Source organism: Curtobacterium sp. PhB137, from assembly GCF_003814955.1.
Lineage (GTDB): Bacteria > Actinomycetota > Actinomycetes > Actinomycetales > Microbacteriaceae > Curtobacterium.
Genome location: NZ_RKQO01000005.1, coordinates 227,602 through 247,347, shown reverse-complemented (window position 1 = coordinate 247,347; position 19,746 = coordinate 227,602). Strand labels below are relative to the sequence as shown.

13 protein-coding genes are annotated in these 19,746 nt (G+C 70.9%); all 13 read right to left on the bottom strand.

Annotated features, from left to right (window positions below):
* Nucleotides 1–23 precede the first annotated feature (23 nt).
* The 13 genes from EDF28_RS07770 to atpA all read right to left on the bottom strand — a co-directional run bounded on the left by EDF28_RS07770 (nucleotide 24) and on the right by atpA (nucleotide 19,719).
* On the bottom strand, nucleotides 24–2,483 hold the full coding sequence (locus EDF28_RS07770; protein ID WP_123937776.1) for a DUF3488 domain-containing protein: 2,460 nt from the start codon (nucleotides 2,481–2,483) through the stop codon (nucleotides 24–26).
* Nucleotides 2,480–3,892, bottom strand: a complete 1,413-nt coding sequence (locus tag EDF28_RS07765; RefSeq protein WP_123339739.1) for a DUF58 domain-containing protein — start codon at nucleotides 3,890–3,892, stop codon at nucleotides 2,480–2,482. Before EDF28_RS07765 ends, EDF28_RS07770 begins: the two co-directional genes overlap by 4 nt.
* A complete protein-coding gene (locus tag EDF28_RS07760) occupies nucleotides 3,889–4,860 on the bottom strand; it encodes a MoxR family ATPase (RefSeq protein WP_123294288.1) in 972 nt (323 codons plus the stop codon). Before EDF28_RS07760 ends, EDF28_RS07765 begins: the two co-directional genes overlap by 4 nt.
* Nucleotides 4,861–4,929: 69 nt before the next feature.
* A complete protein-coding gene (locus EDF28_RS07755; RefSeq protein ID WP_123937775.1) occupies nucleotides 4,930–10,806 on the bottom strand; it encodes an Ig-like domain-containing protein in 5,877 nt (1,958 codons plus the stop codon).
* A complete protein-coding gene (locus tag EDF28_RS07750) occupies nucleotides 10,803–12,215 on the bottom strand; it encodes a serine/threonine-protein kinase (protein WP_123937774.1) in 1,413 nt (470 codons plus the stop codon). Before EDF28_RS07750 ends, EDF28_RS07755 begins: the two co-directional genes overlap by 4 nt.
* A gap of 140 nt (nucleotides 12,216–12,355) precedes the next feature.
* Nucleotides 12,356–13,177, bottom strand: coding sequence for a PP2C family serine/threonine-protein phosphatase (locus EDF28_RS07745; protein WP_123294286.1), 822 nt, complete (start codon nucleotides 13,175–13,177; stop codon nucleotides 12,356–12,358).
* 3 nt (nucleotides 13,178–13,180) lie between these two features.
* Nucleotides 13,181–13,918 (bottom strand): FHA domain-containing protein, encoded by a 738-nt coding sequence (locus tag EDF28_RS19550; protein ID WP_260154707.1) that lies wholly within the window; start codon nucleotides 13,916–13,918, stop codon nucleotides 13,181–13,183.
* Between the two features lie 52 nt (nucleotides 13,919–13,970).
* Complete coding sequence (locus EDF28_RS19545) at nucleotides 13,971–14,549, bottom strand: hypothetical protein (RefSeq protein WP_165900971.1); 579 nt, start codon at nucleotides 14,547–14,549, stop codon at nucleotides 13,971–13,973.
* 104 nt (nucleotides 14,550–14,653) lie between these two features.
* Nucleotides 14,654–15,415 (bottom strand): YaaA family protein, encoded by a 762-nt coding sequence (locus EDF28_RS07735; protein ID WP_123937772.1) that lies wholly within the window; start codon nucleotides 15,413–15,415, stop codon nucleotides 14,654–14,656.
* A 5-nt stretch (nucleotides 15,416–15,420) separates the two neighbouring features.
* Nucleotides 15,421–15,684, bottom strand: a complete 264-nt coding sequence (locus EDF28_RS07730; protein ID WP_017885743.1) for a F0F1 ATP synthase subunit epsilon — start codon at nucleotides 15,682–15,684, stop codon at nucleotides 15,421–15,423.
* Between the two features lies 1 nt (nucleotide 15,685).
* The gene (gene atpD, locus EDF28_RS07725) at nucleotides 15,686–17,140 is read right to left on the bottom strand and encodes a F0F1 ATP synthase subunit beta (protein ID WP_065959250.1); all 1,455 of its coding nucleotides are present in this window, start codon (nucleotides 17,138–17,140) and stop codon (nucleotides 15,686–15,688) included.
* Between the two features lie 47 nt (nucleotides 17,141–17,187).
* Nucleotides 17,188–18,090 carry a F0F1 ATP synthase subunit gamma gene (locus EDF28_RS07720; protein WP_123937771.1) on the bottom strand — a complete coding sequence of 301 codons (903 nt, stop codon included), beginning with the start codon at nucleotides 18,088–18,090 and terminating at the stop codon, nucleotides 17,188–17,190.
* On the bottom strand, nucleotides 18,091–19,719 hold the full coding sequence (gene atpA / locus EDF28_RS07715) for a F0F1 ATP synthase subunit alpha (protein WP_123937770.1): 1,629 nt from the start codon (nucleotides 19,717–19,719) through the stop codon (nucleotides 18,091–18,093). It lies immediately after the preceding gene.
* Nucleotides 19,720–19,746 lie beyond the last annotated feature (27 nt).

Below are 19,746 nucleotides of genomic sequence, written 5' to 3'. Positions count from 1 at the left end.
CGATCCACAGTGTTCGCATCTGATCACGGTCTGCCTCTGTCCTCACTCGGCCGTCCACGACGCTCGTCAGGCCTCCGGCCATCGTAGTCACCGCGTCTCGCCGAGCCCTGACCGGTGGTGGCGCGCGGCCGTTCGGGTCCCCGCAGGGACCGGAGCGACACGGCGGTGCGGAACCGCTCACGGCGCGTCCGACCGGCGCGCAGGGTCCCCACCGCATCGTCCGTCGCCGACCACATCCGGTCGGCGGCGGCCTGGTCGACGTCGCTCGGTCCGAACACCGCCCGGTCGGCGAGGGCGGCCAGTCCGGTCCCGCCCTCACCCGGAGCGCCGGTCACGGTCTCGCGTCGTGTGGCCGATCCGGCCACGTCGTGCCCACGGTCGAGGAGCGCATCGCGGTACTCGTCCCAGGCCCCGACGATGCGACCGCGCGGCGTCGGAGCACGACGGCGCCGTCGGCGGCGGACCCGCTTCAGCAGGACGATCACCCCGAACGGCAGGAGCACGAGGGCGATCAGCCCCAGTGCGCCGAGCACCCACGGCAGCGCTGCGAGCAGGATCTGCAACCACAGCGGCTGCACGGGCGGCGTGTTCCGATCGCTCTGCGGCGGCGCCTGCTGGTCCTGGTCCTGCTGGTCGACGGGAGGCGGCGGCACGACGGTCTCGGGACGGGTCACCGGCTGCGGCGTCTGCTGCTGCTCGTTCGGGATCTCGCGGACACTCGGGTTGGGGTTGAGCATCACCCACCCCCACTGCGCGGTGTCGACCTCGATGCGCGCGGTGACGTCCGAGCCGCGGAACGTCGTGGCGCCCCCGCTCGCCGACGCTCCGCCGGACCCCGAGTCGCCGCCTGCGGTGAAGCCCATGACCACCCGCGCCGGGAACCCGAGCTCGTCGGCCATCAGCGCTGCTGCGGCGGCGTACTGCTCCTGGTCGCCGATCATCAGCGGCGACGTCAGGAGCTCCTGGATGCGGTCGGCGCCGTGCCCCGAACGGCTCATCCGGTCGTCACCGACGCCGTGGCTGACGTACCCGTTGCGCTTGAGCGCCTGGATCACCGCGACGAGCTTCGCACCAGAAGTCGCATCGGCGTCGGTCGTCGCCTCGACCGTCTCGCGGACGGCGTCCGGCACGTCGCGCGCCGTCGGGACCGCGGCACTGCCCGGGCGGGCGGCCGCGAGTTGCTCGTCCGTCGGCTGGTCGGGGACCACGGCGGTCAGGTCGTAGGAAGTGCCTTCGCGGACACCGCCGACCACGGCGCCCGTCTGCGTCGAGCCGTTGTAGAAGAAGGAACCGCGCTCGTCGTCGGCGTCGGTCCCGGTGAAGTCGACGCGCTCCAGGTCCCCCACCGTCGGCAGCCAGACCCCGCTGTAGCCGTCGACGGTCACCCCCACGCGCACCGTGGTGCCGTCCACGCCACGGACGTCGACCGACGTCGGCACGCGCTCGAAGGTGCCCGACGACGAGGAGCCGTCCGGCCCGCCGACGCGGTAGACCACGCCGTCGTAGGTGTCGAGCGTCGCGATGCGCACGAACCCGTTCTCCGGCAGTCCGGTGACCCGGAGCTGTGCGGTGTCCGCCGCGCTCTGTTCCTCGTACGCGCGGAAGCCGCTCAGCGGGCTGACGTAGTCGCGGGGGTCGAACGGCTTCACGACGTCCGTGCGGGCGACGGTGCGCTCGTTGGCCGGTGGCGCGACCAGCCCGAGACCCGTGGCGACGACGGCCGCCGCGACGATCGTCCCCGTGCCGACGAGCGCGGGGCGCACGACGGACCGAGCGATCGGCACCGGCGACCCGATCGTGGTCGCCACGGCGACCGCGCGACGTGCGTGCCGCACCGTCAGCGCCCACACGAGCGCGACGGCGACGAGCACGACGGCCGTCACGATCGACGTGTCCAGCCGGCTCGGTCCGACGACCACCCCGATCGCGAACAGCACCAGTGCCGGGATGCTCGCGAGTTCCTGCCTGGAGGCACGGGTCGCCACGCTCACGGCCGTCACCGTGGCGACGAGGAGCGTCACGAAGTACGGCACGAGGAGCGCCTCGTACGAGCCGACCGGCAGGCTGATGGTCACCAGCTGCTTCCACCCCAGCGCGACGCCGGCGAACAGCGCGAGCAGGCCCGGGCCCGTCGGCAGGACCCCGTTGGCCTGACCGGGCACGGCGGCGGGTACACCGGCGAGCGTGAACGCCGCCACCGTCGCGATCGCCACCACGACCAGCGGCAGCCGCAGGACCGCGCCGACGAGGGCGACGAGGGTGCCGAACGCGATCGCGGTCACCGCCGCGACGATCATCGAGTCGTCGCGGTAGACCGGCCACCACGACACACTCGCGATCGCGAGCAGGAGCCACACGACGAGGGTCCCGCCGGCCAGACGGAACGGCACGAGCCGCCGGGCATCGCGTCGATCGGAACGCCGGGTCGACCGACGGGCACGCTCCGCGGGCGGCGTCGGCGTGGCCACCGGAGGGGCGCTCACGCGGCGGCCGATCGGTGCAGGGCGTGCCGGAGGTCGTCCAGGTAGCCGATGGTCATCACGGTCAGGCCCGCGACCCGCAGGAACCGTGGCTGCGCTTCGGGCTCGCAGATCACCGCGACGACCTCGACCCCGACGGGGAAGCGCGTCGCCGCGAGCCGGAGCGCCGGCAGCCCGATCGTCGAACCGACGACCAGGAACGCCACCGAGATGCCCTCGGTGTCGCTGCCGACGATCCGGGAGACCTCGGCGATGGGCAGGCAGGCATCGGCGAGTCCGACCGAGGCGAAGTCGTCGAGCAGTCGCGTCGGGGTGACCGTCGGCAGGGTCCTCACCGCGTAGACGGCACGCTTCGCGAACTCCGGGGTGCGTTCCGACACCACGACCGAGACCTCTCGGCCGTCGCGGATCGCACGGGCACCGAGCGAGGCCGCAGCGCTCACCGCGAGCTCGAACTCCTCGTCGTCCCCGAACTCCGACCGGGCGATGCCGAGCGCCACGACCAGGTGCGAGCGGCGCGTGTCCTCGAACTGGCGCACCATCAGCGCGCCCGACTTCGCCGTCGACTTCCAGTGGATGGTGCGGGGGTCGTCACCCGGCATGTACTCGCGGATGGCGTGGAACGCGATGTCGGCCGGCGACAGGTCGGTGGTCGCCTGCCCCTCGAGGTCGCGCACCAGCCCGGTGCTCGTCGACGGGATCGCGATCGTGCGCGGGTGCACGATGACCTGTTCGCGTGCGGTCCAGACGACCTCGCGGCGGACGAGACCGACAGGGTCGGCGCGGACACCGGTGACCGGACCCACGTCGAGCACGCCGCGGCGCACGGTCGGTACGGGCACCAGCTGCTCGAACGTGCCGTGCGCGCCGATCGCCGGGATCGCGACGTCGACGAGCCCCGGGCCGACCGGCACCTCGACCGTCGTCGGCACCGAGGGCAGACGCGTCGGGTTCTCCGCCGTGACCACCACGCCGGCCTCGTCGCCGACCGCCACGCGGTGCTGCGGCAGGCGCATCCGGATCACCAGCCGCGTGCGACCGATGAGCGCGATCGCGGCGACGACGACGAGTACCGCTCCCGCGAACCCGACGACGACGATCTCGCGCAGGCCGAACCGGTAGCCGGCCACGAACGCGACGAGCGTGAGGGCCGCGACCGTCCACCCGAGCCCGGTGACGACGGACGAGACCTCGCCCCAGGAACGCTTGACGAGCCTCCAGGCCGTTGCCCAGACCCGGACGATCCCGACGACCGCATCCGCGGCGACGCCTTCGCGGTCACCGACGATCCGCGAGCGGACGTTGGTCAGGCCGGCGACCGTCCCCGTGCGCTCGTACGCCGTCGACCCGCGACGCGACCGCGTCGAGGACGGACGGCGTGAGCGCGTGGAGACGGGCCGGCGGTCCGTCACGTCGTGACTCGGTCGGCCGGCGGCGGCGTCTCCACCAGCAGCTGTGCGATGACGCTCGGCGCGCTGACACCGTCGAACTCCGCCTCGGCGTCGAGCACCAGGCGGTGCGCGAGCACCGGGACGGCGAGGGCCTTGACGTCGTCCGGCGTGACGTAGTGGCGGCCGCTCAGCGCCGCGAGCACGCGTGCCGAACGGATGAGGCCCATCGCGCCGCGGACGCTGACGCCCAGGCGGACCTCGCTGGCCGAACGCGTCGCGTCGACCAACCGTGCGACGTAGTCGGCGATGACGGCGTCGACGTGCACCGTGCGGGCCAGCGCGGCCATCTCGGTGATCGTCGCCGCGGGCACGACGCTCGCGAGCGGAACCGATGCCGACGGAGCCGACGAGGTCTCGAGGATCTTCACGGTGGCGGCGTGGTCGGGGTAGCCGATCGAGGTCTTCATGAGGAACCGGTCGAGCTGCGCCTCGGGCAGACGGTACGTGCCGGCCTGCTCGATGGGGTTCTGCGTCGCGATGACCATGAACGGAGCCGCCAGACGGTGGTTCACGCCGTCGACCGTGATCGCCGACTCCTCCATCGCCTCGAGCAGGGCCGACTGCGTCTTCGGGCTCGCACGGTTGATCTCGTCGGCGAGCACGATGTTCGCGAAGACCGGGCCGCGGTGGAAGTCGAACTCCTGCGTGCGCTGGTCGTAGACACTGATGCCGGTGATGTCGCCGGGCAGCAGGTCGGGGGTGAACTGGATGCGGTTCGTCGTCCCCTGCACGCTCTGCGCCATCGCCCGCGCCAAGCTCGTCTTGCCTGTACCGGGGACGTCCTCGAGGAGCAGGTGGCCCTCGCTGAGCATCGCCGTCACCGCGAGGCGGATCACGAACGTCTTCCCGAGGAGCACCTGCTCGACGTTGGTCACGATGCGGCCTGCGACGTCGGCGAACCAGGTGGCCTGCTCCGGGGTCATGCTCATGCGGGGTCGTTCCTCGTTCTCGGGGATGGCGGTAGGTGCAGCGTACGGTCAGCGGGCAGCGGAACCGGGTCAGCCGGGCGCGGGTTCCGGATCGGGCTCGCCCGGATCGGACGGCTCCGGCTCGGGGTCGGGCGCCGGCGCTGCTGCGATCCGTGCGCTCGGCGGGCTCGGGTCCTCGTGCCCGTCGACGATGGCCGCGACGACCACGTAGTTCGCGAGGAGCGAGTCCTCGACCGTCGGCAAGGCGTTCGGCGCGTAGACCTGACCGCCGCCGCAGGGCCGGTCGACCAGGCAGAACGACACGCGGTAGCCCGAGGGCTGGTACCCGCTGTTGCTCGGCGCCGCGTTCACGGTGACCTGGGTGCCGGCGGTCATCGAGTCCGGGAGCGTCGCACGTGTCTGGACCGGTCGGAGTCCGTCCACCGTGCTGCCGCTGCCGCAGAAGTTCGACGTGCCGTCGGCACACGCCACCACGGTCACGCTGACCGCAGACCCGAAGGCCACGCCACTCACCCACGAACCGTTGGCGCCGAACGACACGAGGCCGCCGCCGTTCACTGAGTACGCGAAGTGGTCGATCGATCCGTTCGGGCTCGCCTGGGCGCGCGGGTTGCGGATCCGGATCGCGTAGGTGCCGTCGTCATCGCTGAACTTCTCCACGGCGATGTCGGCGGACGCGGTACCCGGTGCCGCGTACCCCTGGACGGACGCCGCACGGCTCGGCGTGCAGAACAGCCCGTTGTCGGCCAGTGCGACGTACTGGAAGTTCCCGTTCGAGCTCAACGTGTCCGTCGCGCTGCTGCCGTCCCACTTCTTGTCCGAGCCCGTGGTCGTGCAACCGCCGGGGATGTCGACGCCCGGCGGGTAGCGGACGATCGTGAGCGTCCGACCGCTGCCGGCCCAGTCGCTCTCCGTCGCGCTCAGCGAGACCGTCGTCTTCCCCGGGGACTGGTCACGCGTCGCGTTCAGCGTCGGGACCGAGGGCGTCCCGACGGCCGTACCCGTGGCCGACGCCGAGTTCCACTGCACGACGGTGCCGTTGCGGTCGGCGTCGTTCCGGGCCGAGATCGTCACCTTGTACTGCGCGGCGCTCTGCGCTCCGGTGAACGAGGTGCTCGTCGCCGTGCCGGTGTGCCGGGTACCGGACAGCCCCGGTCCCTCGATGGTGACGATGTAGTCGTCGACCGCGCTGCCCCGGTTCGGAGCGGGAACGGCCTTCCACGCGACGTCGAGCTGGTTCGGCGTCGACCCGTTCGGCGTGACGGTGATGCCCTTCGGCGGTGCCGGCACGAAGTCGGCGCTGATCGGCGCCGAGCTGCCCGACGGCTTCGAGTCGCCGATCGCGTTGGTGGCGATGACCTGGAAGCGGTACGACGCCTTCGGGTCGAGGCCGGTCAGGGTGCAGACCGTGGCGGTGCCGCAGTTCTTCGCGACGCCGTTCGTGCCGGTGACGCGGTACCCGGTGATCGGCGAGTTGTTGCCCTGCGGGGTCGACCAGGTCAGCGTGGCCTGGCCACCGTCGTAGGACCCGGTCCGGGTGGGCGTGCCGGGGGCGTCGGGGACGTCCTGCACCGAGATCGTCACGTCGCCCCAGACGTAGCGGTCCGGGTCGTTCGTGGCGTCGGCGACCTGGTACTGCAGGTGGGCGTCCACCGGCTTGGCGCTGTCGGAGACGCGGACCTGGAGACGGGTGCGGTCGCCGCTCGGGGTCACGGAGACGCCGCTCGGCAGCCCGCCGGACAGACCACGGATGTTCACGACGCGCAGCCGCTGTCCGGGGAACGGGTTCGTCGGTTGGTCGTTCGTCAGGACGTCGATGGTGGTCGTCGCACCGCGCTTGGTGATCGACCGGTCGGCGCCGGGTTGCACGAGCGGACGCGTCGAGGCCACGACCCCGACGGTCACGGTGCCGGCACGTCCGGCGTTCGCGTCGTCCTGCACCCCGATGCCGATCGACGCCGTGGTGTTCTTCTTCGCGGTGTCGGCGACCGTGATGGTCAGCTGCTGCTTGGAGATCGTGGCGGTGGTGCCGGCCGCCGGACGACCGACGACGGAGTAGCGCAGCTCCGGCAGGTCCTTCGGGTACGGGTAGTCGGTGAGCTTCGTCAGGTCGACGGTGCGCGTCTCGCCCGGCTGCATCTCGACCGCCGAGCCGGTGAACGCCGGCGGCTGGTTCGACCGCGGCGTCACGGTGACCGGGAGCACGAGCGTCGCGACCCGGCCCTTCCCGCCGTTGGCCGCGGAGCCGTCCGTGACCTCGAACGAGATGGACGCGTTGCCGTAGTACAGCTTCGACGAGGTGAACTGCAGGGTCGACGAGTCCACGACCAGGCTCTGGCCGTTCGCGTGCGTCGCCTTCACCGTGCCGCGGTCCGTGATCTTCGCCGTCTGGCCGTTCGCGGTCACGACGTAGTCCTCGAGCGGGATCCGGACCGTCGCCTCACTCTTCACGGTGACGGCACCGGCCGAGCGGTTGATCTGCGGCAGGGCGTCGTCGAACCCGGGGACGTTGATGAAGCCGTAGGACACGATGTCGGGGTGGTCGACCCGTGCGACCGAGAACGGGATGACCTGGGACTCGTCGGTGAGCCGGACCGTGATCCGTCCGTCGTCGGTGAGCCGTGCGGTGTCGCCGTAGCCGTCGACGATCCCGACCTGCAGGTCGGCAGCGGTGCCCTCGGCGAAGAAGACGTTCTCGAGCACGTCGACGGTCACGCTCTCGCGCCGCAGGATGTCCTGCAGGTCCAGGGTGGTGTCGTCGACCTCGGGGCGGAGGGGCTGCGCGTCCGGGTCGACCGTGACGGTGAGGAACGCGGTGCTCGATCCCCCGCTGGCGTTCGCCACCGTGTAGAGCACGGCGTAGTCGCCCGACTTCGCGGTCTTCGGGGGTGTGACCCGGATCTGCTGCTTCCGCAGGATCTTCGCCGACACGTCGTCGGCGGTGGGCTCGGCCGCCGACACGGTGAGCTGGCCGCCCTCGGGGTCGGAGTCGTTCTGCAGCACACGCACGGTCACCGACCCGCCGGGGCGGATGGTCACGTGGTCGGCCTCGGCGACGGGGTTCGACGCCTGTTCGGCCCGGGGGGCGATGCCCACGCGGACGGTACCGGTGGCACGTGCGCCGAGGGCGTCGACCACCGTGTAGGTGAACTCGTCGGTGCCGGCCGAGTAGTCCCCCGCCTCGTAGGTCAGCGCGTCGGAGGCGACGTCGGTGACGGAGCCCTTGTCCGGGTTCGACCCGACGCCGACGAGCTGCACCGAGTCGCCGTCCGGGTCGATCCCGTTCAGCGGCACCGAGATCCGCACCGACGAACCCGCCACGACCCGCGCGGTCACGGTCTGCGGGACCGGCGGGTTGTTCGTCGCCGCGTCCCGTTCGCGCACCGAGATCGAGACGGCGGCGTCGGCGTACTGGCCGTCCGGACCGGCGACCCGGTAGACGGCGGTGTAGTTGCCGGGGGTCTTCGGCGCGAGGTAGCGCAGGTGGTCGCCCGAGGCGAACAGCAGACCGCCGTCGCCGGGCACGTTCTGCACGAGCTCGGGCTCGAGGGTCAGGGGCTCGCCCTCGGGCTGGGTGTCGTTGTCGAGCACGTCGATGTTCGCGACGTCGCCGACCCGGACGGTCGCGCTGTCGGGCTGGGCGACGGGCGGCTGGATCCGGTCGGGCTTGGGGATCTCGACGACGGTGATCGTGCCGGTGGACGACGCCAGGCCGTTCGTCTCGGTGTAGCCGAACGACACCGGCCCGTCGAGCGGTGCGGTCAGCGTGACGCGCACGGTGTGCTGGTCGAGGATGCTCGCCTGGACCCCGCTGCCCCGCACCGGTCCGTCGAGGGCGGTGACGAGCAGCACCCCGCCCGCCGGGTCGATGTCGGTCGCGGTGACGTCGGTGTCCTTGCTCGACAGCGTGTTGACGAAGACCGTCTTCGGGGTCGTGATGGGCGCGGTCGAGGCGTCCGGCGGCGCGAGGATCGTGACCCGGACGATGCCGCTCGACGTCTTCACACCGTCGGTCACGGTGTACTCGAGCTGGTGGTCGCCGGCACTCGCCCCTTGCACCCGGAACGTGCCCGCGTCGTAGCTCGGGGTGACCGTCAGCCCCGCCGACGACGACACACTCGTGAGGGTCACGGTGCCGTTGCCGCCGCGGACGTGGTCGAGCGGCTCCACCGTGAAGGCCTTGCCGGCGTAGCCCTGCACCGGGAACGGGTCGGCACGCAGCGGCACACTCCCCTGCTTCGCCACGCGCACCGTCACCGAGCCACGGCCGTCGGCGCGTCCGTCGCTCACGACGAGCTGCACGGCACGGTCACCCGTCCGGCCGCTGTCCGCACGGAAGTCGAGCAGGCCGTCCGGGGTGGTCGACACCCGGTCGCCGTCCGAGGCGGTGGCGGACTTCAGGTACACCGGGTCGCCGTCGGGGTCGACCCAGTCGCCGAGCACGCTGCTGACGACGTGTCCGTTCTGCACCACGTCCGCCGAGGTGTCGCGCACCTGCCGCGGGGCCTCGTTCTGCGACTCCGGCCGCACCGTGACGCGGACGGTCGCCGTGTCCGATCCGCCGTTGCCGTCGGTGATCGTGTACGGGAAGGTCACGGTGCCGGTCGCGCGCGACGACAGCGTGACCTGCAGCCGTTGGCCGTCGGCGACGATGGCGACGCGGCCGGCGGACTCCGAGATGGACCCGACCTCGCTCACGATGATCGGGTCACCGTTCGGGTCGTAGTCGTTGAGCAGGACCGGGAGGCTCGTGGTGCGTCCCGGACGAGCGCCCAGGTCGTCGTCCACCGCCACCGGCGGCTTCTGGTCCTTGTCGACCTCGGGGTCGTCGTCGGAGACCTGCTCCTGCTGCTGCTCGTCGTCCTGCTTGATGAGGTCGGCCCAGTTGTCGATGAGCTGGCCGCTGCGGTCGATCGCCCAGGAACGACCGCTCGACGGATCGTTGGCGACGACGGTCTGCCCGTTGTGCAGGATCTGAATCGTGCTGGTCCCGCCGGTGCTCGCGAGCCGCTGGAGCGCGTTGCCGTCGCAGGTGTCGATCGCCTGGCCACCGGCCCACGCCGCGTAGGTGCAGGACCCGTCGACGTAGGGGCGCGCCGCACGTCCGGACACCTGGAGCGCGGTGGCGTCGACGGACCCCGAGGCGCTGACCCGGACGAGTCCGGCGGTACCCGCGACGGTGACGTCGGACGAGGTGTCCGACGATCGCTGGAGCGCGGGTGACGCGCCGACCCGGTCGCCGAGCTCCACGGTGCGGCCGTCGATCGACAGGGCGCCGCTGGTGCGGTCGAGCACGGCCAGGTGGCCGTCGAAGGTCGCGACCTGGAAGTCGTCGGTGCGGTCCATGTCGACCTTCCACCGCTGGTCGACGGACAACGTCGACCCGACGTCGACGAGCGATGCCGTGCCGGTCTTCGCCGAGTACACCGCGACGTGTCCGTCCGAGGCGTCGAAGACGGTGTCCGCCCCGAGCGTCAGGTCGGCCTTGGTCGAGGCGTCGAACTCGGCGAGGTCGGCAGCGGGCGTCGCCCACAGCTCGCCGGTGTCCTGGTTGCCGATCACCGCGGTGTCCCCCGCGAAGAAGACCTGGGGTGTCCCCGCGGGCAGGGTCACGGCGTCGCCGACGGTGGCGTCGGCGACGTCGACCTTGGCCACGGTCCCCTTGGTCTGGTCGACGCTGTAGACCATTGACCCGCGCTGCAGCACCGCCAGGTCGTCGCTCGCGGTCTCGACGGCGGTGTTCAGCTGGAGGACCCCGGTGTTGGCCCGGCCGACCGCTCCGTACTCGGCGGAGGGCACCCAGACGGTGCCGTCCCCGAGGTCGACTCGTTGCGTGTGGTACCCGGTCGAGACGATCGCGGTCGTCGCGACGACCGCGGCGACCAGGACGGAGACCCCGGTGGTGACGGCGGCGGATCGGTGCTTCGCGACGAGCGCGCGGATCACCCGGTGCTCCCGACGGTCGCGCACTTCTGCGCGCTCGCTGCACCGGTCTTGCCGTCGCGGTTGACGGCGACCGCGATGCACTCCTCGTCGCCGCGCTGCCCGGAGACCACGAACGTGGTGCCGGTCTGCTGGCTGGACGCGCCGTTCGACGAGATGACGTAGGTGTCGCCGCTCTTGAGACCCGGGTCCGCCCACGAGAACGACACCGACTGCGCCGACGGCTGTGCGCGGACGTCGGCCACCACGGGGATCGCCCCGGCGCCGAGCCGCCCGACGACGACCACGGTCGCGATGGCGAGGGCGGCGACCACGACGACGGCGAGGGACGTCGCCCAGACGAGTGTCGACCGGGTGCGTCGACGAGCACGTGTGACCGATCCGGTGCGGTGGACGGTGCCGACGCTCTGCGAACCGCCGGCGACGACGCCGCCCTGGACCGCGCGACGGGTGCGGCGACGGGTGCCGACCCGGGACGGCGGCTGGAGCTCGCGGATCATGGTCCGGTCGCCCTCCGGGGTCGGGGTCGCGATTGCCCACGCCTCGACCGCGACGTCGGCAGCGGTCTGCGGGATCCCGAGCTCGGCCTCGACCTGCTGGAACCCGCGCACGAGTTCGAGCACGGTCGTCGGGCGCGACGGCACCTTGCGGGACAGCGCGGTGGCGAGCAGGCGCTCGAGCGACGGTGGGACGTCGGTCCGACCGGTGGGCTTGACGCCCCCCTTGTCGATCCGGCTCATGAGGTCGCTCGCACCGTTCTTGCCGCCCCGGACCTCGAACGGGCTGCGACCGGCGAGCAGGGAGTACACGGTGGCGGCGAGCGAGTACACCTCGGACTGGATCGTGCCCCGGGACTCGTCGATCAGGACCTCGGGCGCCGACCACGGGATCGACATGCCGATGGGCTCGTCCGGGTCGGTCCCGCCGATGGTGGCCGCGATGCCGAAGTCGGACAGCACGGGGTTGCCGTACGCCGTGAGCAGGATGTTCGACGGCTTGATGTCACGGTGGAGCACGCCTTCGCGGTGGGCGGTCTCGAGGGCCGACCCGATCCGGACACCGATCGAGAGCACCTCGGACACCGGGATCGGCTCCCGCCGGTACCGCTCGCTGAGCGATGAGGAGCACAGCTCCATCACCAAGTACGGACGTCCGTCAGCCGCGACGCTCGCCTGGAACACCGTCAGGATCGACGGGTGGGTGCTGAGCCGCGCCATCAGGTTGGCCTCGGCCTGGAACATCTGCCGGACGCGGTCGTCGACGACCTCGTCGAGCAGCACCTTCACCGCGACCTGACGACGCGGCATGTCCTGCTCGTAGAGGAAGACGTCGGCGAAGCCACCGGAACCGAGGACGTGCACGGGGCTGAAGCCGCCGATCACGGGCGGGTTGGACGGCAGGCGACGCGCCATCGACATCTCCTCCCCGGCCGAGCGGCCAACTCTCTCGTCGTGGCACAGTCATTGTACGAAGCGCCGGTGACCGTCGATCCGCACACCGACCACCTGTGGACGGGCGCACTCCCCCAGTTCGGGGGGTCCTGTGCCGGCGGTCAGTGCCGCGGCAGGGTGTCCTCGAGGTCGCCGTCGTCCGGGGCAGCGTCGACCTGGAGCACCACGACGGTGACGTTGTCGCGGCCCCCGGCGACGACCGCGTCGCCGACGAGGCGTTCGGCGAGTCCCTGCGCACCGGCTTCCCGCGCTGCGATGCGCGCGATGCCGGCGTCGCCGAGCTCCTTCGTCAGGCCGTCGGAGCAGACGATGTACCGGTCGCCCGCGCGGAGCGGCAGGGTCCACCAGTCGGGCGCCGGCGGTTCGCCGAAGCCGACCGCGCGGGTGATGACGTTGCTGTCCGGGTGCTGTTCGGCGTCCTCGGCCCGCAACAACCCGGCGTCGACCATCTCCTGCACCACGGAGTGGTCCACGGTGACGCGGCGCAGCACGCCGTCCTCGATCCGGTAGGTCCGGGAGTCGCCGACGTTGAAGACGAGGGCCGCCGGCTGGCCGAGTGACGCGACCAGGGCGATGCCGGTGACGGTCGTGCCCGCTCCGATCGCGTTGCCGCCGGCTGCGCGCTCGATGTCGGCCGTGGCGAGCAGCAGCGCCCGCTGGATGCCCTGCCGCGTGGTGAAGGGCTCCTGCGTCACCTGCTCGAGTCGACGCACGACGGCGTCGCTCGCGCGGTCGCCGGCGAGGTGTCCGCCCATGCCGTCGGCGACGACGAAGAACGGCGCCCCGACGATGTAGCTGTCCTCGTTGTGGTCACGGCGACGACCGACGTCGGTCGCGGCTCCCCACGAGAGCGTCAGGGTGGCGCCGTCGGCACCGGGGACGTCGATGGCGTGCGCAGTCGCTGCTCGGCCGAGTTCGGTCACGTTTCAGGATCGCTCTCTGGGGGTTCGGGGCGTGCCGTGTGCTGTCTGGTCGGTGGGCCACGGGGGAACCGGTGGGAACCCGTCCGCCGTCGGTGCGACCCGGAGGTACGGCGAGAGGACCTCGATGGCGTTGCCGTCACCGACCTCGACTACCGTACCCGTCAGCGCGACGATCGACGCACCCGATGCCATGCGGTACACCGGCGCGCCGGCCGGTCGGACGACGGTGCCGTTCGTGGACCGCAGGTCCTGCACCACCACGGCTTCGCCTTCGGCGTGGATGCGGACGTGCGAGGACGACACCTGCCCGTTGGCAGACCGCACCGTCACGAGTTCCGGTTCGGGGCCGCTGGTGATCCGCGGCAGCGACGGACGCCGTCCGATGACGACCGGGTGGTCCAGTCGGAAGGTGCGGTCGCCGATGCGGATCGACGGCACGCGCGCCGCGGGCGCGGCAGGGACGGACGGGAGGCCCGTGGCGGCTCCGGCGGGCACGCTCGGTCCGGCGGCGCTCCGGACACCGGCGCGGACGACCGTGTCCTCCGGGTCGGCTCCGTCGTCGGCGCCGTCGTCGGCACGGTCACCGACCGGTTCGGACGGCTCCGTGCGCGGCCGGATGACGGTGTCACCGAGCACGTCGTCGAAGCGATCGCCGCCCCCGGCACCGCGGGGTCGCCGGATGACGGTGTCCTCGATGTCGTCGTCGCGCAACCGGAGCCCTTCGGATGTGGTGTCCTCCACCGTAGACGATCCGGTCGACCCGTCGCACCGCACCGACGGCCGTCCGCGCCGGTCACGATCGGTGCCGGTCACGACGGGGCCCGGCCCACGTCGGCGCACTGCCGGCCAGGACCGACCGCAGGACCAGCCCGGCGAGCGGGTCGTCGGCACGGGTCTCGAGGGCGTAGCGCGCCCGTGTCTCGGCGCGGGCGGACGACCCGAGCGCCCACGCGCACCAGGCCCCGAGTGCGAGCGCACCTGCGGCTCCGGCCGTACAGTCCACCTGACCACCCTCGGCGCGCCAGACCCGCCAGGCCTCGGCACACCGGTCGCCGGCCGTGCGCAGCCGAGCGCGGTCCGGTTCCGGCCCGAGGCCGTGCAACGCCGGCGGCGTCGGGTCGTCGAACGGGTCGAACCCCCGGATGGCCCGCGGATCCGGCTGGTCTCGAGCGGCGAGGAACGGGATGAGCGCCATGCGGGTCGACAGCGCACCGCAGGCGGTGACGATCGCGATCGCGCCGACGCGGGAGCCAGCGCCGACGCCGGACGTGACCAGCGCTGCGGCCGCTGCCGGGAGGGTGACCGCCGCCGCGATCTCGCGAGGGAACCGGACTGCGGTGTGGTCGGGGGTGTGTGCCGTCAAGGGGATCATGCACGCCATCGAAGCGTGATCCGGGCCTCCAGTCAGGCACGAACCGACCACCTGTGGACAGCAGCGCCCCGGCCCGACCTGTGGAGGACGGACCGGGGCGATGATCAGACGGTGACGGGTTCCAGGCTCTCGGCGACCAGGTCCCAGCCGGAGTCGCTGCGTTCGACCACGACACCGTTCGCGGCGGCCCAGTCGACCAGGTCGTCCATGGTCGCGACGACCGCTCCGGTGCGCGCGAGCAGCGCGACGAGTCGGCCCTTCGCCGTCTTGTTCCAGTGGTTCAACGCCCGCCGCCGACCGGAGCCGTCGATGCTCACGACGCGCGGGGCGACCGCGTCCGGGACGGGACCGAGCTGGCGGTAGCCCTCGGACCGGAGGTCGAGCACCAGGCCGTCCGCCCGATCGGCCAAGACCCGGGACGAGGCCGCGGGCCAGTGCGACGCCAATCGGATCGTCCCGAGCCGGGAGTCGTGCGACAGGCGGTACGCCGGGATCGGGTCACCAGCACCGATCGGTCCGAACATGGCCGACTGCACGACCACGTGGTCGTGCCACCACGCCCGCGTCGACGCGTCGGCGGTCTGCGCGCCGAGGGGGTCGTAGAGCACCCCCGTGTAGCGCTCGATCGCCGGCATCGTGCCCGACGTGTCGAGTTCGAGGTTGCGGAACCGTTCGGCGATAGATTTCGGGCCGAGCTTCAGAGCCGTCCTGGCCGAGGACTCCTCGGAACTGACAGAGCGGGCCGCGGTGATCACCGCGGCCCGCTCTTCGGCCAGTTCCGGGAACGTGAGTGCACGCAGATCGAGCGTGCGGCTCGTGTCCCCACCCTCCCGCTTCGTCTCCGAAGGCGGGAGGAGGACGGTCAGTCCGGTCAGGACGCCAGCGCGGCCTGCCGCGCGACGATCGTCACCGTGTCGTGCTCCACCGACAGGAAGCCGTCTTCGGCGTCGACCGCGACGGTCGACCCATCGGCCCGCGTGATGCGGACCTGACCCTGCGCGAGGATCGCGAGCATCGGCTCGTGTCCCGCGAGGATGCCGATCTGGCCCTCTGTCGTGCGTGCGACGACCATGGTGGTGTCGCCCGACCAGACCTCACGGTCGGCCGAGACGACGCTCACGTTGAGACCCGCCATGTCAGCGGTTCTCCTTCTGGATCTGTGCCCACTTCTCTTCCACGTCGTTGATGCCACCGACGTTGAAGAACGCCTGCGTCGCAACGTGGTCGAACTCGCCGTCGGCGATGGCGCGGAAGGACTCGATGGTGTCCTTGAGCGGCACCGTGGAGCCCTCGACGCCCGTGAACTTCTTCGCCATGTACGTGTTCTGCGAGAGGAACTGCTGGATACGACGAGCGCGCTCGACCGTGATCTTGTCCTCTTCGGAGAGCTCGTCGACACCGAGGATGGCGATGATCTCTTGCAGTTCCTTGTTCTTCTGGAGGATCTGCTTAACGCGCGTGGCCGTCTCGTAGTGGTCGGCGCCCAGGTACCGCGGGTCCATGATCCGCGACGTCGAGGTCAGCGGGTCGATCGCGGGGTACAGACCCTGCGACGCGATCTCACGCGAGAGCTCGGTGGTCGCGTCGAGGTGCGCGAACGTGGTGGCCGGAGCCGGGTCGGTGTAGTCGTCAGCCGGCACGTAGATCGCCTGCAGCGAGGTGATCGAGTGACCACGCGTCGAGGTGATGCGCTCCTGGAGCACACCCATCTCGTCGGCGAGGTTGGGCTGGTAGCCCACGGCGGACGGCATGCGACCGAGCAGCGTCGAGACCTCGGAGCCGGCCTGCGTGAAGCGGAAGATGTTGTCGATGAAGAGGAGCACGTCCTGCTTCTGGACGTCGCGGAAGTACTCCGCCATCGTCAGCGCCGACAGGGCCACGCGGAGACGCGTTCCCGGCGGCTCGTCCATCTGGCCGAACACGAGGGCCGTCTTGTCGAAGACCCCCGCCTCTTCCATCTCACCGATGAGGTCGTTGCCCTCACGGGTGCGCTCACCGACACCGGCGAACACCGACACACCGCCGTGGTCCTGCGCAACGCGCTGGATCATCTCCTGGATGAGGACCGTCTTGCCGACGCCCGCACCACCGAAGAGGCCGATCTTGCCACCCTGCACGTACGGGGTGAGGAGGTCGATGGACTTGATGCCGGTCTCGAACATCGAGGTCTTCGACTCGAGCTGGTCGAAGGCCGGGGCCTTGCGGTGGATCGGCCAGCGCTCGGTGATCTCGAGCTTCTCGTCCGTGTTGAGCACGTTCCCGAGGACGTCGAAGACCTTGCCCTTGGTGACGTCGCCGACGGGGACCGAGATCGGAGCGCCCGAGTCACGGACCTCCTGGCCACGGACCAGGCCGTCGGTCGGCTTCAGGGAGATGGCACGGACCAGGTCGTCGCCCAGGTGCTGGGCGACCTCGAGGCCGATCTCCTGCGACGAGTCACCGATGGTGATGGTCGTGAACAGGAGGTTGTACATCTCCGGGATTGCGTCGTGGGGGAACTCGATGTCGACGACGGGACCCGTGACACGGGCGATCCGGCCGACACCGGGCGCCGACGACGTCTCGACCGCGGTGGTTGCGGTGTCGGTCATGGCTGGTGCCTTCCTGAGGGTGGGTATCTGTCCGCGAACGACGCGGACTACTTCTTCTTCGACGAGAGGGCGTCGGCGCCGCCGACGATCTCGGAGATCTGCTGCGTGATCTCCGCCTGACGCGCGTTGTTCGCGAGTCGGGTGAAGTCACGGATCAGCGAGTCCGCGTTGTCGCTGGCCGCCTTCATCGCCTTCTGACGCGCGGCGTGCTCGGAAGCAGCCGACTGCAGCATGGCGTTGAAGATGCGGCTCTCGATGTAGACCGGGAGCAGCGAGTCGAGCACCGCATCGGCGTCCGGCTCGAACTCGTAGAGCGGCAGGGGCTCGTTGCCCTCGGGCTCCTCGACCCCTTCGACGACCTCGAGGGGCAGCAGGCGAACGACCTGCGGCTCCTGCGTCGCCATGCTGAGGAACCGGTTGAACACGATGTGGATCTCGTCCACGCCGCCCTCTGCGGTGTCCTGGAGGAACTTCGCCACGACGGCGTCGCCGATCTCCTTGGCCGTAGAGAACTCGGGCTGGTCGGTGTTGCCGACCCACTGCTGCTCCGACGCACGCTCACGGAACGCGAAGTACCCGACGGACTTGCGGCCGACCAGGTAGTAGATGACGTCCTTGCCCTCGCTGCGGAGCAGGGAGGCGAGCTCCTCGCCCTGCTTGAGGACGTTCGTGCTGAACGCGCCGTTCAGGCCGCGGTCCGAGGTGAAGAGCACCACGGCCGCACGGGTCGAGGACTCCGGCTCGGTGGTCAGCACGTGGTCGACGTTCGAGAACGTCGCCACGGCCGACACCGCACGCGTCACGGCTCGCGAGTACGGGCCGGACGCAGCCATGCGGGCCTGCGCCTTCTGGATCCGCGACGCCGAGATCAGTTCCATCGCGCGAGTGACCTTCTTCGTGGTCTTCGCGGACTTGATTCGCTGTCGGTAGACCCGGACCTGCGCTGCCATCTAGCGACGACCCTTGACGATCTGCTCCTGGTCGACGTCCTCGGAGTCTGCCGCGTCGAACTGCTCGGAGCCGAGGGTCTTGCCGTCGCTCGTCTGGAAGCTCTTCGTGAACTCGTCGATCTGCTTCGACATCTCGGCGACGGTCTCGTCGCTGAGCTGGTTCGTCTCGCGCAGGGTCGTGAGGACCTCGGAGCTGCGACGCAGGTGGTCGAGCAGTTCGGACTCGAAGCGCAGCACGTCCGGCACCGGGACGGTGTCGAGCTTGCCGTTGGTGCCGGCCCAGATCGAGACGACCTGCTCCTCGACCGGGTACGGCGAGTACTGCGGCTGCTTGAGGAGCTCGGTAAGACGGGCACCACGGTCCAGCTGACGACGCGACGCCTGGTCGAGGTCGGACGCGAACATCGCGAACGCCTCGAGGGAGCGGTACTGCGCCAGCTCGAGCTTCAGCGTGCCGGAGACCTTCTTGATCGACTTCACCTGGGCGTCACCACCGACGCGGGACACCGAGATGCCCACGTCGACGGCCGGACGCTGGTTCGCGTTGAAGAGGTCCGACTGCAGGAAGATCTGGCCGTCGGTGATGGAGATGACGTTGGTCGGGATGTACGCCGAGACGTCGTTCGCCTTGGTCTCGATGATCGGGAGACCCGTCATCGAACCGGCGCCGAGCTCGTCGGACAGCTTCGCGCAACGCTCCAGCAGACGGGAGTGCAGGTAGAAGACGTCACCCGGGTACGCCTCGCGCCCCGGCGGACGACGCAGGAGGAGCGACACGGCGCGGTAGGCCTCAGCCTGCTTCGACAGGTCGTCGAAGATGATGAGGACGTGCTTGCCGGAGTACATCCAGTGCTGGCCGATGGCCGAGCCGGTGTACGGGGCGAGGTACTTGAAGCCGGCCGGGTCGGACGCGGGAGCGGCGACGATGGTGGTGTACTCCATCGCGCCGGCATCCTCGAGCGCACCCTTGACGGAGGCGATCGTGGAACCCTTCTGACCGATGGCGACGTAGATGCAGCGGACCTGCTTGTCCTCGTCGCCGGACTCCCAGTTGGCCTTCTGGTTGATGATCGTGTCGATCGCGATGGCCGTCTTGCCGGTCTGGCGGTCGCCGATGATCAGCTGACGCTGACCGCGGCCGACGGGGATCATCGCGTCGATGGCCTTGATGCCGGTCTGCAGCGGCTGGTGGACCGACTTGCGGGCCATGACGCCGGGAGCCTGGAGCTCGAGGGCGCGACGGCCCTCGGCAGCGATCTCGCCGAGACCGTCGATCGGGGCGCCGAGCGGGTCGACGACGCGACCGAGGAAGGCGTCGCCGACCGGGGCGGAGAGGACCTCACCCGTGCGGGTGACCTCCATGCCCTCTTCGATGCCGGCGAACTCGCCGAGCACGATGGCGCCGATCGAGTCTTCATCGAGGTTCTGCGCGAGGCCGAGCGTGCCGTCCGCGAAGCGGATGAGCTCGTTGGCCATGACGCCGGGGAGGCCCTCGACGTGCGCGATGCCGTCGCCGGCGTCGGTGACGTGCCCGACCTCGGCCGTGGAGGCCTTCGTCGGCTCGTAGTTCGAGACGAAGTCCTTCAGGGCATCACGGATCTCATCGGGGCTGATGGTGATGTCTGCCATGGGATTTTCCTTGTGGTTTTCCGGGGC

What these genes read in the sequence shown, in the direction of transcription:
- EDF28_RS07760 (WP_123294288.1), bottom strand. Translation starts at nt 4,860, where the DNA reads ATGAGCATGACCCCGGAGCAGGCCACCTGGTTCGCCGACGTCGCAGGC.
- EDF28_RS07750 (WP_123937774.1), bottom strand. Translation starts at nt 12,215, where the DNA reads ATGGCGCGTCGCCTGCCGTCCAACCCGCCCGTGATCGGCGGCTTCAGC.
- EDF28_RS19545 (WP_165900971.1), bottom strand. Translation starts at nt 14,549, where the DNA reads ATGATCCCCTTGACGGCACACACCCCCGACCACACCGCAGTCCGGTTC.
- EDF28_RS07730 (WP_017885743.1), bottom strand. Translation starts at nt 15,684, where the DNA reads ATGGCGGGTCTCAACGTGAGCGTCGTCTCGGCCGACCGTGAGGTCTGG.
- atpD (WP_065959250.1), bottom strand. Translation starts at nt 17,140, where the DNA reads ATGACCGACACCGCAACCACCGCGGTCGAGACGTCGTCGGCGCCCGGT.
- EDF28_RS07720 (WP_123937771.1), bottom strand. Translation starts at nt 18,090, where the DNA reads ATGGCAGCGCAGGTCCGGGTCTACCGACAGCGAATCAAGTCCGCGAAG.
- atpA (WP_123937770.1), bottom strand. Translation starts at nt 19,719, where the DNA reads ATGGCAGACATCACCATCAGCCCCGATGAGATCCGTGATGCCCTGAAG.